This window comes from Microbacterium sp. MMO-10, from assembly GCF_037148715.1.
Taxonomy (GTDB): Bacteria; Actinomycetota; Actinomycetes; order Actinomycetales; family Microbacteriaceae; genus Microbacterium.
Genome location: NZ_JBBCSV010000001.1, coordinates 498,596 through 514,238 on the forward strand (window position 1 = coordinate 498,596; position 15,643 = coordinate 514,238).

Consider the following 15,643-nt stretch of genomic DNA (forward strand, 5'->3'; position numbering starts at 1 on the left):
TCCGCATCGCTCGCACTATCCCAGCGGCACCTGCGCCCGCAGCGTCGTCCCGCCGCCCGGTGCGGACTCCAGCGCCACCGTCCCGCCCAGCGGCTCCACCCGATCCCGGAGGCTGCGCATCCCGAATCCCGGGACCGCCCCGGCCGCGCCCCTGCCGTCGTCGCTCACCGCGATCTGCAGCCGGCCGTCGCGCAGGGCCACGGCGACCGCGATCTGCCGTGCTCCGGCGTGCTTCACCGCGTTCGTGAGCGCCTCCGCGATCACGAAGTAGCCCGTCGACTCGACCTCGGCGTCCAGCCGGCCGAGCGGGGAGTCGATCTCGATCCGCACCGGGATCCGGATCCGGTCCGCCAGGGTCGCGATCGCGGCCTCCAGACCGTGGTCCTGCAGCCGGCTCGGCAGGAGCCCGTCGACGAGACCGCGCAGCTCGTCGAGGAGGGATCCGCAGTGCTCGGCGATCCGCGCGGCCTCGGACCGGACGTACGAGGGGTCGTCCGCCTGCCGGGCCAGCCGCTGCACGTCGATGCCGACGAGGACGATCCGCTGCTGGGCGCCGTCGTGGAGGTCCTGGGCGATGCGGCGGCGCTCGGCGTCGGCCGCGACGACGATCCGCCGCCGGGAGGTCTGCAGCTCCTCCGCCGCAACCTCGAGCCGCTGCACCGCGGAGCGCAGCTCGACGATCAACCGCTGCTTGTCCATCGCGACGCCGAGCGGCGCCGCGACGGTCGCGACCAGGTTCCGATCCGCGATCAGCGCGGGGTCGTAAAGGAGCGCGCCGGTGGACGCCTCCGGCGGGCCGATCGGCCACCAGCCGCGCTCGGGGAGCACCACGACCGGGCGTCCGCCGCTGTCGACGAAGCGGGAGGATCCCGCTTCATCCGCACCTGAGGCCCAGAGCACGCGGGCGCCGGGGTCGCCGAGCGCCCGTGCCGCGAGGGTGTCGAGCAGCGCCGGCTCCACGGATGCCGCCGCGATGCCCGCCGCGGCCTCGGCGACCTCGCCCGCGCGGCCGAACGCCCCGAACGTCAGCCCCACGAGGAAGGCGATCGGCAGGCCGCCGAGCATCACCGATTGCACCACGTCGGCCGCTTGCTGAGCTCCGACGCGGGGGTCGAGGTGCAGGACCACGACGGTCGCCGCGATCACGGCGAGCGCCGCGCACCCGTAACCGACGAACGGCAGCAGCTGACGCCGCGGCAGCGCGGGCATCCGCGCCAGCCCGCGGCCGCACAGCACCACGGTGACGACGAGGGTGCCGATGCCCACGGCCGCCTGCAGCGTCCAGGCGACCTCGGTCACCGCAGGCCGCAGCACCACGACGATCTGCGGCGCCACGGAGACGAGGTACGCGACCGTCACGACCGCGCGCGCGGCGCGGCTCGGCAGCCGCCCGGAGGGGAAGGCGAGCAGCAGGTGCAGCAGCAGCGCCAGCGGCAGGCTGGACGTCAGCGTGCCGAGGACGTGCAGGGCCGGGAGGACGTCGTCCTGCGTGCGCGACGCCCACAGCGCCAGCGCGGTCAGCAACATCAGCCGCCCGACGCGGTTGTGCGGGCGGCGCGACCAGGCGAGCAGGCCGGTCACGGTGTAGACGGCGACCAGGGCGCCGTCGAGGAGCGACCCCCCGAAACCCCGCGACGACGAGGGGACGGCGAGCTCGACGAGGCAGAGCGCGGCCATCAGGATCCCGATGCCGATCAGGGCGTCACGCAGGCCCGGTCCTCCCGCCGCCGGGACGCGCCCGCCCGGAGCACCGCTGAGCCGTGTCATGGGTACAGGATCCCAGCACCCGTCCACGGGCGGAACAGGCGGTCGGAACGGGCGACGGTGTCGGTGATACCATTCTGGTATGGCGATGACGGTGAGGATGCCCGCGGAGCTGGACGCGCAGCTGGGCGAACTCGCCGCGCAGCGGCACACCTCCAAGCACGCGCTGCTCATCGAGGCAGCCGACAGGTTCGTGCGCGAAGAGGTCACGACCACCCAGGCCGTGTCGATCGCGCTCGGGGTCGCGGACCGCTACGCCGAGCTGATCACGAAACTCGAGGACGCGTGATCCGATATGTCGAGCTCCCTCAGGCCGCCGGTATCCTCGACGCGCTGGATCTGAAGATCCGCGACATCGGGCTGCTGTCCTCCGCCCTCGCGCGACCCGCGAGCTCGATGTTCGGCGTCGAGGCGTACCCGGAGATCGAGGTCAAGGCCGCCGCGCTGATGTCGTCCCTCGCTCAGAATCCTCCGCTCTACGACGGCAACAAGCGCTTCTCGTGGATCCTCACGCTGACCTTCCTCGAGCTCAACGGCATCCGGATCGACATGGACACCGATACCGCGTTCGACCTCGTGGTCGACACGGCGCAAAGCCGTCTCGGCCTCCCCGAGATCGCCGAGATCCTCGCGGCTCACGTGCGTCGCTGAACTGGGATCGTCCCCGCGAGGTCACACCGGGTGCGCGACTAGGACCCGACCTGCGGCGTGGAGTCGCCCTGACGGGCCTCCCAGGCGGCGCGCATGAAGCGACGCACGTCCTCGTCGACGCGGATGTCGCGGGGGCGCAGCGGACGGGAGAGATACAGCCCCTCGAGCGAGGTCAGCCGCGACAGCGCGACGTAGGTCTGCCCCGGGGCGAACGCACCGGATCCGAGATCCACGACCGCCCGATCGTAGGTCTTGCCCTGCGACTTGTGGATCGTGACCGCCCAGGCGAGCCGCAGCGGGAACTGGGTGAACTCGGCGACCACCTCCCGGGAGAGAGTCTTCGTGCCGGGGTTGTAGATGTAGCGGTACCGCTCCCAGACGGCCGGCTCGACGTCGACCTCCTCGCCGTCGATCTCCACGCGCACGGCGTCGCCGAGGATGCGCACGACCGTCCCGATCGTGCCGTTCACCCAGCGCGGCGGCTCCGGCATCGCCGAGATGTCGTTGCGCAGGAACATCACCTGCGCGCCCTCCTTGAGCTGCAGCTCCTGATCGGCCGGGTAGTTCGCCTCGCCCCGGCCGAAGTCGCCGGAGATGTCGGCCCGCGCCTTCTGCACCTTGCCGGGGAGGGCGGCGAGATGGCGGGCGTTGATGCCGTTCACGATGTCGTTGCGCGTCGCGAGCGTGATGATCGGGATCTCGCCCGGGGCCGGATCCGGGGGCGTCCGTGCGCCCGCGTCGTTGAGGGCCCCGGCGATCTCCGCGGTCACCCGGCCGTAGCGCACGGCGTTCAGCATCGCCTTGAAGCCGGCGTCGGACTGCCGGTGGATGTGCACGAGCTCGCGCACGTGCAGCGTCGCGCCGTGCGTGCCGATGTCGAGCAGCCCGTCGGTGGCCTCGCCGCCGGTCCACACCTTCGCGTCGAAGAACCAGAACGAGCGGTAGTGGTCCTGGATGTAGCGCAGCTCGTCGCCGCGCGGGGGCACGGGCGCCAGCTGGTACGGATCCCCGAACATCACCACCTGCACCCCGCCGAACGCCTCGGCGCGGCGGCCGCGGGCCTGGCGCAGCGAACGGTCGATCGCGTCCATCAGATCCGCGTTGACCATCGACACCTCGTCGATCACGAGCGTGTCGATCGCGTTGAGGATCTTGCGAGTGGCGTCCGACTGGTCGATCTCGCTGTCGGCGATGAGGCCGATCGGCAGCCGGAACAGCGAGTGGATCGTCTGCCCCTCGACGTTCAGCGCGGCCACGCCGGTCGGGGCGCACACGGCGATCTGCTTCTGCGTGTTGTAGGCGAAGTGCTGCAGCAGCGTCGACTTGCCGGTGCCGGCACGGCCCGTGATGAAGACGTGCTCCCGGGTGTCCTCGATCAGCCGGAACAGTTCTTCCTGTTCGGCGGAGAGGTTCGGCGTGCTCACGGTCCTCGGAGTCTACCCGCTGCGGGCCGGTCGGACCGGGCGCCCGCAGCCTCGCATTCCCGGAGAAGCCGACCGATGCGGGGCGAGCCTCCCGGGGTTCGCGCAGGAGGGCTTTCGTAGACTTGCGCACATGGTGCAGTCGGCGGGGGTGCTGGCGCCAGGCGTGCGGTCGCGCCGGGCGCGGACGGCGCGTCGTCGTGCCCCCCTCTGGTCCGACCTCACACTGCTCGCCGTGGTCGGCGTCGTGCTCGTGGCGGCGCTCGCAGCCGGCGGGCTCACTGTCTACCGGGAGTTCTACAGCCCCTCGGCGTTCGTCACCCGCTACCTCACGCTGCTCTCGGAGGGGCGCGCCGCCGACGCGCTGCGCCTGCCCGGCGTCGCGATCGGGCACGGCGATCTCGACAGCAGCACGTTCCGCTCCGCATCGGACGCCCTCCTGCGCCAGGCCGCGCTGGGGTCCCTCACCGACGTCGTCGTCACCGACGAGCATCCGCAGGGCGAATCGACCGCTGTCACCGTGCAGTACAAGGCCGGCGGCCACGCCGGCACCAGCACCTTCCTGATCGCACGGGAGGGCTGGATCGGCGTCGCGCCGTCGTGGCGGTTCGCCCAGAGCCCGCTCGCCGTCATCTCGCTCACCGTGCGCGGGTCCGACCGGTTCTCGGTCAACGGCTTCGAGCTCGACCGCCGGCAGATCGCGGCGAACGGCGCAGATTCCTCGGCGCGCGACGCGGTGCCGATGCTCGTCTTCTCCCCCGGCCTGTACTCGGTGTCGGTGAAGACGTCGACCGCCACGGCGCCCGGGCTGGGCGTGCTGGCGGACAAACCGCTGGCCGACGTGCCCCTGGACGTGCAGGCGAAGCCCACGGACGGATTCGTGAAGGTCGTGCAGCAGCGGGTCAACGAGTTCCTCGACCAGTGCACGACCCAGACCGTGCTGCAGCCCACGGGGTGCCCGTTCGGCCTCACCGTGTCGAACCGCGTCACCGCCGGCCCTGTCTGGAGCATGGTGGCCGATCCGGTGGTGGCGCTGGAGGCGGACGCCGACGGCTGGCGGATCCCTCCGACCTCCGCCACCGCGCACGTGACGCTCGACGTGAAGTCGCTCTACGACGGCAGCGTCTCGCACGTCGACGAGGACGTGCCGTTCCAGGTGGACGGCACGATCCGGTTCCTGCCGGACGGATCCGCCTCGATCAGCATCACCTCGCCGGAGCAGTCCGCCAACCCGCCCGGATCCGAAGGCTGACTCCCCTCGGTCGCGTCACCGGGTGGCGGACCGGCGATCCTTCTCGGCCAGCGCAGCGAGCCGCGCGTTGTACTCCGCCAGTTCGGCGTCGCCGCTGCGGTCCGCCGCCCGGTCCTGGCGCTTCTGCACCTTAGCGTCGCTGCGGCTCCACTGGATGGCGACCGTGATCGCCAGGATCAGGGTGGGGATCTCCCCCACCGACCAGGCGACGCCGCCGCCGACGTACTGGTCCTGCAGCGGAGTCGCACCCCAGGTGCGTCCCATCGCCCCGAACCATTCCGCGACCATCAGCCCCGACTGCATCATGATCGCCATGCCGAAGAAGGCGTGCGTAGCCATCACGGCGATGAGCGTGATGAGCCGCCCCGCGTAGGGAAGCCGCCGCGGCACCGGATCCACCCCGATGAGGCTGAGCACGAAGAGGTAGCCCGAGATGAGGAAGTGCGCGGTCATCCACTCATGCCCGATGTGGTCGGTCATGGCCCAGCGCACGAGATCGGTGAAGTAGAACGCCCACAGGGAGAGCACGAAGATCGCCGCCGCCACGAACGGGTTCGTGACCACCCGCGAGAACGGGGAGTGCACGGCCCACAGGATCCATTCCCGTCCGCCGCGCGTGCCGTCGTCGCGCTTGTCGATCGCGCGCAGCGCGAGGGTGACCGGGGCTCCGGACACGAGCAGCAGCGGGATCGCCATCGACAGCATCATGTGCCCGAGCATGTGCACGCTGAACAGGTACTCCTGGTACGCGTTGATCGCGCCGCCGGTGACCCAGACGAGGGCCACCATGCCGAGAATCCAGAACACCGTGCGGTGGACGGGCCAGGCGTCTCCGCGCTTGCGCAGCCGGCGCACCCCCAGCAGGTACAGCGCGACGCCGAGCGCCGCGGCGACGGCCCAGATGAGATCGAGGTTCCACATCGTCAGCCAGCGCACGGGGGTGAGCTCGGGCGGCAGGGCTGCTCCGGTGAGGATCTCGGCCGGCGTGCGCACGGCCGGGGCCTCGAGGCCGGCCGGCGGCGGGGTGCGCGACAGCGCGGCGGCGAGTCCGGAGGCGATGCCCATCAACGCGAGCTCGAGCAGGACCAGGGTCCAGAACGGGCCGGATCCGTTCGTCTCGAGTTTCGGGATGAGACGCGTGCGATAGCGGGCGCCGAGCGCGCCGAGCAGGATCAGCACGACCGCCTTCGCCACGATGAGGCCGCCGTAGGGCGTGAGCATGCCCGCCCAGTCGCCCACCGCGACGATCGATCGCGCGACGCCGGACACCGCCACCACGATGTAGGCGACCAGGGCGAGCGAGGAGTAGCGGCGCACGACCGCTGCGAAGGTGAGGCCGCCCCGCGGCGCCTTGCCCTTCCTCCCCGGCTTCGGCGTCTGGGCCGCGGGCGCGTCGGCTGCGGGCGCGGCGACCGCGGGGTCGCTCAGCTCACTGCGGGATCCGCGCAGCACGATGAGCAGAACGAGGCCGCCGATCCAGACGGCCGCGCCGACCGTGTGCAGCAGCAGCGAGTTCACGGCGGCGTCGTGACCGCTGAGGTCGCCGGCGTGCCCCTGCGTGGCGAGCGGGATGAACGATGCGGCGGCGAGGATCGCCGTGAGCAGGGTCGCGGTCCAGCCTCGGAACGCGAACGCGGCGATCGTGATCACGGCGCCCGCGAGCACGGTCATCAGCCACGCCTGTCCCAGGGGCAGCTCGAGCAGGAACCGCCCCAGCTGCGCGCCGAACTCGGGGCCGGCGCTCAGCTTGACGCCGAGGGTCTGCAGGAAGGTGAAGAGGCCGGCGACGGCGCTGGCGACGGTGTAGACCGCGGCGCCGATCGAGGCGGTGTCGAGCGCGATCTCGAAGGACCGCGCCCCGCTGCGCAGCGCGAAGAGGGCGAGCACGAGCGAGCCGAGCATCGCCGCCGCGCCCAGGTTGCTGAGCGCCTTGACGACCGGCAGCCCCCAGCGCACCACGGGACCGGGGTCGAGGAGGAGGTTCGGCGCCGCACCCCCGCCGAAGGCGAGTCCGGCGAGAACGGCGAGGACCGCCGCGCCCACGAGGATCACAGGCCCCGCGATCCGCAGGGTCGAGGATCCGGCGGGCAGGGCGGTGCGGTCGGCGCCCGTCCCGGCCTGGGGGCGGACCCCGGTGGAGGGGCGATTCACCCCTCCAGCCTAGGCGCGTCTCCTGTGCGGGCCGTCCGGATCCGGCGTCCCGGGCGCACGCCGTTCGCGCCCCGTGACTCCGCCGACGGGATCGGCCCGCCCCGAGATCGCGACCCGTCCGGACACGCAGAAGGCCGCCCCCGAAGGGACGGCCTTGCGAGGCGGAGCCGGATTACTTGACGGCAGCCTTGAGCTTGGAACCGGCGGTCACCTTGACGCGCTTGCCGGCCGGGATCTTGATCTCGGCGCCGGTCTGCGGGTTGCGGCCCGTGCGAGCGGCGGTCGCGACCTGCTCGAACGAGATCCAGCCCGGGATCGAGACCTTGCTGCCCTTGGCAACAGCGTCCGAGACCGTGGCGAACAGGGCGTCGAGAACGCCGGAGACCGCAGCCTGGCTCTGGCCGGTGGCGCTGGCGATGCTCGCGACGAGCTCGGTCTTGGTGATGGACTTGTCAGCCATTTCATCCTCCAGCGACGGGATCCCGTCGCTTCGTATCAGAGTTCCGGATGGGCGGATGCCCCCCGTTGGTCGAACGACCGCCTTGAATGTATCAACCAAACCCTGGATTTCCGCGTCATTTCGCGGGTTTTGACGTTTTGCGGCGGCGTGTCGCGCCTCACCAGTCACTCCCGTCACAGGCGTGGGCACTCTCGACCGAGCTCAGCCCCCTCCTCTGAACACAACGCAGGAGATCCCGCAGGGTTCGGCGCAGATCGCCGATGGATGCCCCGAATCTCCTGCGTCGTGCTCGCGACGGCGCTGCCACCGGCATGCGGGGCGGGCGACGAGGGGTCCGTCCGTCGCCCGCGGAGATCAGGCGCGGTGCGCGGCGATGAGATCCCGGGCGGTGCGGGAGAAGGCCGGGGCGACCCGGTCCTGGCCGTCCAGGTACCCGCCGACGAGCGCGGCGTCGCGCAGCAGCACGAGAGAGGCCGCGACGGCTTCGGGATCGCGGAGCCGGGCATCCTCCGCCAACTGGCGCAGCGTCTCCCGGAACCACTCGCGGTGCGCGGCGATCAGGTCGCGCACCGGGCCCTCGTCGGGATATTCCGCGGCGGCGTTGATGAACGGGCAGCCGCGCGTGTGACGATCGCGGATGTCGAGCGCGATCCCGTCCACGACGAGGTCGAGCAGCACATCGGGGTCATCCGAGGCCTGCGTCGCCTGCGCGAACAGGCCGCGCAGCCCCTCGTCCTCCCCCTGGAGGTAGGCGAGGACCAGCCCCTCCTTGCCGGCGAACTGCTTGTACATCGTGGCGCGCGTGACACCCGCCTCCTCGATGATCCGGTCCACGCCGACGGAGTGGATGCCCTCGCGGTAGAAGAGGTCGGTCGCCGCGTCGAGCAGCCGCTGCCGCGCCGACCCGGATCGGACCGCCGCTGTGGTCGTCGTCATGGATGTCCCTTCCCCTCTCATCGTGCCATACGGGAATACTCTGGTGTAGATAGAACGTTCGGTCTACCATGAACAACACCACCGCGGACGCGGATCCGGCAGAACACCAGAGCACCACCTCACCCAAGGAGCACGACATGACCGCCTCGACCAAGACCCCGATCGTCCTCATCCACGGCCTGTGGATGACGCCCAAGAGCTGGGACACCTGGGTGCAGCGCTTCCGTGACGCCGGCCACGAGGTCATCGTCCCCGGCTGGCCCGGCATCGACGACCGCGACGTGGAGGACATCCGCGAGAACCCCGAAGCCCTCAAGGGCGTGGGACTGAAGCAGATCGTCGACCACTACGAGGGCATCATCCGCACCCTCCCCGGGAAGCCGATCATCATCGGGCACTCGTTCGGCGGCGTCATCACCCAGATGCTCGCCGACCGCGGCCTCGGCGCCGCCTATGTCGGCGTCGCGCCGGGACAGACCGCCGGCATCACCACGCTGCCCCTGTCGACACTGCGGACGGGCTTCCCGATCCTCGCCAACCCGTTCGGGCGCAACGGAGCGAAGCCCCTGTCGAAGAGCCACTTCCACTTCACGTTCGGCAACGACCTGCCCCGCGCGGAATCCGACCGGCTGTGGCAGGAGTACGCGGTCAACTCGTACAACCGCGTCTTCTTCGAGGGCGTCTCGTCCGTGCTCGACGAGAAGGGCGGTGTCACCCATGTGGACTACAGCCGCATCGACCGCGCCCCGCTGCTGGTCATCACCGGCGAGATCGACCACGTCGTGCCGCCGGCCATCGGCCGGGCCATCGTGAAGAAGTACCGCTCCGGCGGCAGCCCCGCGGTCGTCGAGTACCGGGAGTACCCGGGCCGCACCCACCGGCTGGTGAGCCAGGACGGCTGGGAGCAGATCGCGGACGAGACCCTGGAGTGGGCGACCGCGCATCAGATCCCCCAGTCCGCGGCGGCGTCCGCGGAATGACAACGCCTCCGGGCACGCAGAAGGGGCGGGGATCCGAAGATCCCCGCCCCTTGCGTCCCCCGATGAACTCAGGGGCCGGTAAGACTTACCAGCTCGACTTGGTCACGCCGGGCAGCTCGCCACGGTGCGCCATGTCACGGAAGCGGACACGCGAGATGCCGAACTTCGTGAGGACACCGCGGGGGCGGCCGTCGATGGCGTCGCGCGAACGCACGCGCGCGGGCGACGCGTTGCGCGGCAGCTTCTGCAGGCCGACGCGGGCGGCCTCGCGGGCCTCGTCGGTCGCGTTCGGGTCGACCAGGGTCTTCTTCAGCTCGGCACGACGCTCGGCGTAACGCTCGACGACGACCTTGCGCTGCTCGTTGCGCGCGATCTTGCTCTTCTTAGCCATGGATCAACGCTCCTCTCGGAATTCGACGTGCTTGCGAACCACCGGGTCGTACTTCTTCAGCACGAGGCGGTCGGGGGTGTTGCGACGGTTCTTCTTGGTCACGTAGGTGTACCCCGTGCCCGCGGTCGAACGCAGCTTGATGATCGGACGGATGTCCTGTGCCTTCTTGGCCATTAGAGCTTCACACCCTTCGCCTGGAGGTCCGCGACAACCTTCTCGATGCCCCGGGCGTCGATCACCTTGATGCCCTTGGCGGACACGTTCAGCGTGATCTTGCGACCGAGCGACGGAACGAAATAGGTCTTCTTCTGCACGTTCGGGTCGAAGCGGCGCTTCGTCCGACGGTGCGAGTGCGAGATGTTGTGACCGAAACCGGGAACTGCTCCGGTCACCTGGCACACTGCTGCCATGATGACTCCTTCTCTACCGTGAGGCCGGACGGCCCCACCCAAGATCCCTTGTCTGCACACCTCTCCCCTCGCCGATCGACCGGCCGCAGGGAGGGAGGCATACGAACTGCGCACAGGAGTGTGCGCAGACAAAGAGCTACTCTAGCACGGATCCGACCCCGGGCGTGTCGTCGACCGCAGCGCCTCGGCGGCGCGATGGGCCTCCGCCGCACCCCGGCCCCACCGGAACGGCGAGACCGTCGGATCCCCCGGGATCCAGAACCGCCAAGGGAACGCGTCGGTACCGGCGACGCCCGCGACCCCCACCCGGGGCCCGGACGCGACCTCGGCGAGTGGCCGGCCCAGCCACAGCTCGGCGCGCGCGCCGGCCCGCTCGGCGCCCGTGACGGCATCGATGCCGTCATGCTGCGGGTGCCGCAGACCGGAGGCCTGGCCGAACCGTCCCGGTCCGCGGGCGAGGTCTCTCGCCGATCCAGACCATGACGCAGGAGAATCCGCGGTGAGGACGTCGGATCCGGGATCCGGATCCGGGTTTCTCCTGCGTTGTGTTCCGGCAGAGCGGCGCATCGCCGCCACAGCCACGCCGGATTCGACCTCGCCGGCGCGCAGCAGGATTCCGCCCGCGACGCCCTCCGGGCCGCAGACCACGTTCACGCACGAGTGGATGCCGTGGCTGAGGTACACGTACAGATGCCCGGGCTCTGCCCACATCGTCGCGTTGCGGGCGGTGCGGCCCATGCGCGCATGCGAGCCGGGATCGTGCCGGTCGCCCACGCCCTGGCCGTGGTACGCCTCGACCTCGGTGATCCGCAGAATCACCTCCGCGCCGCCGACGACCGTGCGCAGCCGTGCGCCCAGCAGCCGCGGCGCGACCTCGAGCGGCAGCGCGAGCAGGTCGTCCCGACGAGCCCGGCGCAGGCCCTCGCCGGCCGGCGGCTGACCGGCGCCGCTCATCACCGGTGCGGCGCCTGGGCGCACCACGACGGGTCGAAGCCGGCGAGCACCACGAGCTCCTTGCCGGTCCTCGTGTCGACGATGTGCGTCTGCATCGTGGTCGGCAGCGGCAGCAGCGACTGGTCGTAGGGGTTGTTCACGAGCTTTGGAGCCACCACGATCGCGCTGTACTGGCCGCTCGGCGACGGGCAGGCCTGCATGATCGCGTCGGATCCGGTCACGCTGAACAGCTTGGTCGCCTTGCCGTCGTCGGCGACGCGGGTCACGATCTGCCCGGTCGGCAGACCGCTCTCGTCGCGGGTGGCGACCTGGCGCAGCGTCCCTCCGGGGAACGGAGCGATCGTGCCTGGCACGCCGAAGTCGGGCGTCGAGGCGGCGAGCGGCTTCTCGGATCCGTCGGCCAGGTTCAGCTCGATGAGATCGGCGCCGCGGCTGACGATCGCGGTGTAGGTGCCGCGGGTGATGCCCTCGATCGTCTGAGCGGCGCCGAGGGCGGTCGGGGCGGCCTTCGCGTCCGCGCGGTCCTCGACGTACAGGGCGCCGGTGAAGTCGATGAACAGCGCCGAGGAGGAGTCGGGCACGAACGCCCACTGCCCCACGCTCGGCTGCTTGTCGGCGAGGGACACGATCCGCGGCTCGCCGTCGCCGGTGAGCGACTGCGTGACGAGGACGCTCGCCCGCCCGCTGGTCGCGCTCACGCCCTTGTCGGTGAAGGTGTAGCCGACGAGGTTGCCGCGCTCCGACACCTGCAGGGAGGAGAGGAACCCGGGTCCCGGGAGCTTCAGCTCCCGCTCGTTCTTGCCCTGGCGGTCCATCACGAGCAGCGCCGAGATGCCGTCCTTCTCGGTGGCGACCACGAGGTGGTCGGCGGTGGCACGGAAGTCGTCGATCTTCTCATGCTGCACGATCGGGACGGCGTTCTTGCCGCCGAGATCGGTGTGGAAGATCGTGTCGTCGCCGTCGGGATTGCGCTGCAGCAGGAAGATCGTCGACTTCGGCGTCTGGAAGGTGGCCTGCAACGTGCCGCGGCGCTGCTTGTCCGTGCCGGTCGCGTCCTTCACCGTCACCGTGTAGTTCGTGTCGTCGTCGAGCGGCACCGTGAAGCGCACGCCGACGTTGCGCCCCGAGGTGTCGACGGTGAACGGCGTGGCCGGGCTGACCGACACCTGCGAGGCCGCGACCTTCGCGAGCGGCTGGCTGGCGGTGATGATCATCCGGGTCCCGGAGGCGTCGATCGCGGCCTGCGCGTCGACCTTCACGCTGCTGACCCGCGGGCCCTGCAGCAGGGTGATCACGCCGAATCCGGCGACGACGAGCACGAGGACGCCGATCACGGCGCCGAGGATCAGCGGGAATCGGCGGCGCGACCTGACCGGCTCGGGGGTGGGATGGGGCTCCCACGCCGGCGGCTCGAAACGCGGATCCGATCCGGGGCCGTCCGCGGCATCGTCAGCCGAGCGGCCGAGATCGGGGCCGGCGGAGACGTCGACCGGAGCGGGCGGCACGGGGACGGGCGGCACGGCAGGGGCGGGTTCCGGCAGCGGCGCCGGCGAGGCGGGCATGTCGCGGGGATCGATGACCGGCGTGTCGTCAGGGGTGACCGAAGCCGCCGGCACCGGTTCCAGCGAAGCGGGCGCCTCGGGCGCTTCCGAAGTCGTCGGGAGAGCCGACGGCGCGTCGGGACGCGGCATGCCCGCAGAGGACGACGTCTCGCCTCGGTCGCCTTCGGCGTCCTCGCCCGACGCGGGATCCGAGTCCGCGGAGGCAGGGGCGACCGAGGCCGCCTCCTCGGCCTCGCGGCGGGCACGCAGCTCGGCGCGGGTGAGGGGACGATCCGCGTCGTCAGTGCTCATAGGGGTCCTTCGGCTCCGGGATCTTCGACACGCTGGCCGGCACGATCGAGAGCTTCCCGTCGGCGCTCGCGCGGACGGTCCCCTTGACCTGCACCCAGTCGCCCACAGCGTACTGGCCCTGCCAGCCGGTGATCTGCACCGGCACCGAGGCGGGCTGCGCGTCGAGCACGCAGTGCGAGATGACCATGCGCGTCAGATGCGCCTGATCCTTCGCGGATCCGCTGGGCGTGAGGAATCCGGTGAGCGTGACCGACGAGCCGTCGTACTTCTCGGGCCGGGATCCGGTCGCGAACACGCTCGCCCATCCGCCGATGCCGAAGGTGCTGGTGTCGGTGTTGGCGCCGAGCGCCACATCGTCGGCGCCCGCGAACAGCACATTGCCCATCGGGGCGCGCTGCATCGCCATGTCGACCGAGAGCGACGCGGGCGGCAGCAGCAGGGCGCCGGCGACGACGCCCGTCGCGATCACGCCTCCCGTCGCACCCGCGACCGCGCCGACGACCCGGCGTGCCGACGGTCGCGCATGATCCTGAGCGTGACCGTGGTCGTGACCGCCGTGGTCGTGGCTGCCGTGGTCGTGCCCGTGCTCCTGCTCGGCGCCGAGGGGCAGCGCGCACGACCAGACCGCTCCGACGAGCGTGACGATCGCCGCGGCGACGGCGAACCAGACCGTCTCTGGGCTGATGTAGAGGGTGAGGCGGCCGGTCGCCGCGAGGGCGAGCGTGGCCACGGCCAGCGCCGCGGCGAGTCCGGCGCCCAGCCAGCGGGTGCCCAGCGCCCGCGCGCGCGACCCTGCGGCCTCTGCGGCGTGGTCGTGAGCGTCGACGGCGCGGGGCGCATGCGTCTGCCGGCGGGTGGCGGTCGTCGTGTCAGGCAAAGACGTTCACCCCGATCCCCAGTGCGAAGCCGAACAGGATCACGATGCCGACGATCCCGGCGAGGGTGCGCGCGGTGAACGTCGTGCGCAGCAGCGCCATCATCTTGATGTCGACCAGCGGTCCTACCAGCAGGAACGCGACGATCGCGCCGGGCGAGAACGTGGAGGCGAAGGACAGCGCGAAGAACGAGTCGACGTTCGAGCAGATCGCCACCGAGATGGCGAGCGCGATCATCGCGACGACCGAGAGCAGCGGGTTGGATCCGATCGCGAGCAGCACGTCGCGCGGCACCAGCACCTGCACGGCACCGGCGAGGGCGGATCCGATGATCAGTGCGGGCATCACGGCCCGCAGCTCGATGAGGAACTGCGCGAGGCTGCGACGGATCCCGGATCCCTGCTCGTGCACGACGACCTCGCAGGTGTCGCGGAACCGCTCGGTGAGCAGCGCATCGGGATCCGGATGCCGGCTGTAGATCCAGCCGATGAGGTTCGCGACGAGGTAACCGCCGACGAGGCGGGCCACGAGGATGCCGCCGTCGAAGCCGAACGCCGCATGGGTGGTGAGGATGACGATCGGGTTGACGATCGGCGCGGCGATGAGGAAGGTCAGAGCCTCGGCCGGCCCGAGACCCCGCATCATCAGTCCGCGCGCGAACGGCACGTTGCCGCACTCGCACACCGGGATGAGCATGCCCAGCAGCGACAGCACCGCCCGCCGCGCCCAGCCGCGCTTCGGCAGCACCCGCTCGATCACCCCTGCGGGCAGCCACACCTGCACGACGATCGACAGCAGCACGCCCAGGATCACGAACGGCAGCGCCTCGAAGAGCACGCTGAGCGACAGCGTCAGTCCGTCCTGCAGCCGGTTCGGCAGCCGTGCGGAGAACAGGTGCGGCGCGAGGGCGTCGATCGCGATGAGCGCACCGATCACGACCGCGCCGATCGCGGCGCCGATGAGAGCGGTGCGCCCGGTCAGCCGCGGCGGTTCGGCGCGCAGGGCGTGCGGGGTCGCCGCCCCGTCTCGTGCGGCGGTCGCGCGGCGGCCGGGGGTCGTCAGGGTCACGCGGGGATCACTCCTGGGCGGCGTTGGCGCAGCTCGCGCACAGTCCGAAGATGTCGACGACGTGCTCGGCATCACGGAAGCCGTGCAGGGCGGCGGTGCGCTGCGCCCACTGCTCGACGTCGGTGGCCTCGATCTCGACGGTGAGCCCGCAGGACCGGCAGATCAGATGATGGTGGTGGCCCTCGCTGCTGCACGCGCGGTAGAGCGCCTCGCCCTCGGGGCTCTGCAGCGAATCGGCGTCGCCCGAGGCGGCGAGACCGGCGAGCGCCCGGTAGACCGTGGCCAGTCCGATGCCGGTGTTCGCCTCGCGCAGAGTGGCGTGCAGGGTCTGCGCGCTCACGAATCCGCGCGCGTCCGAGAGCTCCTCGCGCACGCGCTCGCGCTGCCACGTGTTCCGCTGAGCCATGCGTCGAGTCTAGAGCGGTGTTCTGGCCCCCGGCTGGGAGCAGCCGTTCCGGGGGCTGGACGCCGGATCCG

The 15,643-nt window shown here is 71.2% G+C and carries 17 protein-coding genes; 4 read left to right on the plus strand and 13 right to left on the minus strand.

Annotation, left to right across the window (positions count from 1 at the left end):
- Window positions 1-15 precede the first annotated feature (15 nt).
- Window positions 16-1,767 (minus strand): sensor histidine kinase, encoded by a 1,752-nt coding sequence (locus tag WFJ17_RS02360; protein ID WP_336647585.1) that lies wholly within the window; start codon window positions 1,765-1,767, stop codon window positions 16-18.
- A 79-nt stretch (window positions 1,768-1,846) separates the two neighbouring features.
- On the opposite strand from WFJ17_RS02360, the gene WFJ17_RS02365 reads away from it, so the two are divergent.
- Together WFJ17_RS02365 and WFJ17_RS02370 are read left to right on the plus strand one after the other, a co-directional pair.
- Window positions 1,847-2,053 (plus strand): ribbon-helix-helix domain-containing protein, encoded by a 207-nt coding sequence (locus WFJ17_RS02365; protein WP_251443428.1) that lies wholly within the window; start codon window positions 1,847-1,849, stop codon window positions 2,051-2,053.
- Entirely contained in the window at window positions 2,050-2,415 is a 366-nt protein-coding gene (locus tag WFJ17_RS02370; RefSeq protein WP_251443431.1) for a type II toxin-antitoxin system death-on-curing family toxin, read from the plus strand. Before WFJ17_RS02365 ends, WFJ17_RS02370 begins: the two co-directional genes overlap by 4 nt.
- Before the next feature lie 38 nt (window positions 2,416-2,453).
- Here the strand turns inward: WFJ17_RS02370 and WFJ17_RS02375 are convergent, their stop codons facing one another.
- Window positions 2,454-3,839 (minus strand): ATP-dependent DNA helicase, encoded by a 1,386-nt coding sequence (locus tag WFJ17_RS02375; RefSeq protein WP_251443433.1) that lies wholly within the window; start codon window positions 3,837-3,839, stop codon window positions 2,454-2,456.
- Window positions 3,840-3,969: 130 nt separating this feature from the next.
- Between WFJ17_RS02375 and WFJ17_RS02380 the strand changes: the two genes are divergently transcribed.
- A complete protein-coding gene (locus WFJ17_RS02380) occupies window positions 3,970-5,088 on the plus strand; it encodes a hypothetical protein (protein WP_292882730.1) in 1,119 nt (372 codons plus the stop codon).
- Between the two features lie 15 nt (window positions 5,089-5,103).
- On the opposite strand, the gene WFJ17_RS02385 is transcribed toward WFJ17_RS02380, so the two are convergent.
- The 3 genes from WFJ17_RS02385 to WFJ17_RS02395 all read right to left on the minus strand — a co-directional run bounded on the left by WFJ17_RS02385 (window position 5,104) and on the right by WFJ17_RS02395 (window position 8,635).
- Window positions 5,104-7,140: a cytochrome c oxidase assembly protein gene (locus WFJ17_RS02385; RefSeq protein WP_336647787.1), complete on the minus strand. Its 2,037-nt coding sequence runs from the start codon at window positions 7,138-7,140 to the stop codon at window positions 5,104-5,106.
- 271 nt (window positions 7,141-7,411) lie between these two features.
- Window positions 7,412-7,699 (minus strand): HU family DNA-binding protein, encoded by a 288-nt coding sequence (locus WFJ17_RS02390; RefSeq protein WP_045250850.1) that lies wholly within the window; start codon window positions 7,697-7,699, stop codon window positions 7,412-7,414.
- Between the two features lie 354 nt (window positions 7,700-8,053).
- Entirely contained in the window at window positions 8,054-8,635 is a 582-nt protein-coding gene (locus WFJ17_RS02395) for a TetR/AcrR family transcriptional regulator (protein ID WP_336647586.1), read from the minus strand.
- A 68-nt stretch (window positions 8,636-8,703) separates the two neighbouring features.
- Here WFJ17_RS02395 and WFJ17_RS02400 point away from each other — a divergent pair, with 68 nt between their 5' ends.
- Window positions 8,704-9,615, plus strand: coding sequence for an alpha/beta hydrolase (locus tag WFJ17_RS02400; RefSeq protein ID WP_336647587.1), 912 nt, complete (start codon window positions 8,704-8,706; stop codon window positions 9,613-9,615).
- Between the two features lie 85 nt (window positions 9,616-9,700).
- Here the strand turns inward: WFJ17_RS02400 and rpsN are convergent, their stop codons facing one another.
- From rpsN to WFJ17_RS02440, 8 genes are all read right to left on the minus strand, one after another.
- The gene (gene rpsN, locus WFJ17_RS02405; RefSeq protein ID WP_045250847.1) at window positions 9,701-10,006 is read right to left on the minus strand and encodes a 30S ribosomal protein S14; all 306 of its coding nucleotides are present in this window, start codon (window positions 10,004-10,006) and stop codon (window positions 9,701-9,703) included.
- 3 nt (window positions 10,007-10,009) lie between these two features.
- Window positions 10,010-10,180, minus strand: a complete 171-nt coding sequence (rpmG, locus tag WFJ17_RS02410) for a 50S ribosomal protein L33 (protein WP_045250846.1) — start codon at window positions 10,178-10,180, stop codon at window positions 10,010-10,012.
- Window positions 10,180-10,416 carry a 50S ribosomal protein L28 gene (rpmB, locus tag WFJ17_RS02415; protein WP_045271470.1) on the minus strand — a complete coding sequence of 79 codons (237 nt, stop codon included), beginning with the start codon at window positions 10,414-10,416 and terminating at the stop codon, window positions 10,180-10,182. The genes rpmG and rpmB overlap by 1 nt, the downstream gene beginning before the upstream one ends.
- 141 nt (window positions 10,417-10,557) lie before the next feature.
- The gene (locus WFJ17_RS02420) at window positions 10,558-11,370 is read right to left on the minus strand and encodes a DNA-3-methyladenine glycosylase (RefSeq protein ID WP_336647588.1); all 813 of its coding nucleotides are present in this window, start codon (window positions 11,368-11,370) and stop codon (window positions 10,558-10,560) included.
- Window positions 11,370-13,223: a hypothetical protein gene (locus WFJ17_RS02425; protein ID WP_336647589.1), complete on the minus strand. Its 1,854-nt coding sequence runs from the start codon at window positions 13,221-13,223 to the stop codon at window positions 11,370-11,372. The genes WFJ17_RS02420 and WFJ17_RS02425 overlap by 1 nt, the downstream gene beginning before the upstream one ends.
- Window positions 13,213-14,100, minus strand: coding sequence for a TIGR03943 family putative permease subunit (locus tag WFJ17_RS02430; RefSeq protein ID WP_308220687.1), 888 nt, complete (start codon window positions 14,098-14,100; stop codon window positions 13,213-13,215). The genes WFJ17_RS02425 and WFJ17_RS02430 overlap by 11 nt, the downstream gene beginning before the upstream one ends.
- Window positions 14,093-15,100: a permease gene (locus tag WFJ17_RS02435; protein WP_285814213.1), complete on the minus strand. Its 1,008-nt coding sequence runs from the start codon at window positions 15,098-15,100 to the stop codon at window positions 14,093-14,095. The genes WFJ17_RS02430 and WFJ17_RS02435 overlap by 8 nt, the downstream gene beginning before the upstream one ends.
- Before the next feature lie 73 nt (window positions 15,101-15,173).
- Window positions 15,174-15,572 carry a Fur family transcriptional regulator gene (locus WFJ17_RS02440; RefSeq protein WP_251443451.1) on the minus strand — a complete coding sequence of 133 codons (399 nt, stop codon included), beginning with the start codon at window positions 15,570-15,572 and terminating at the stop codon, window positions 15,174-15,176.
- Window positions 15,573-15,643: the final 71 nt, after the last annotated feature.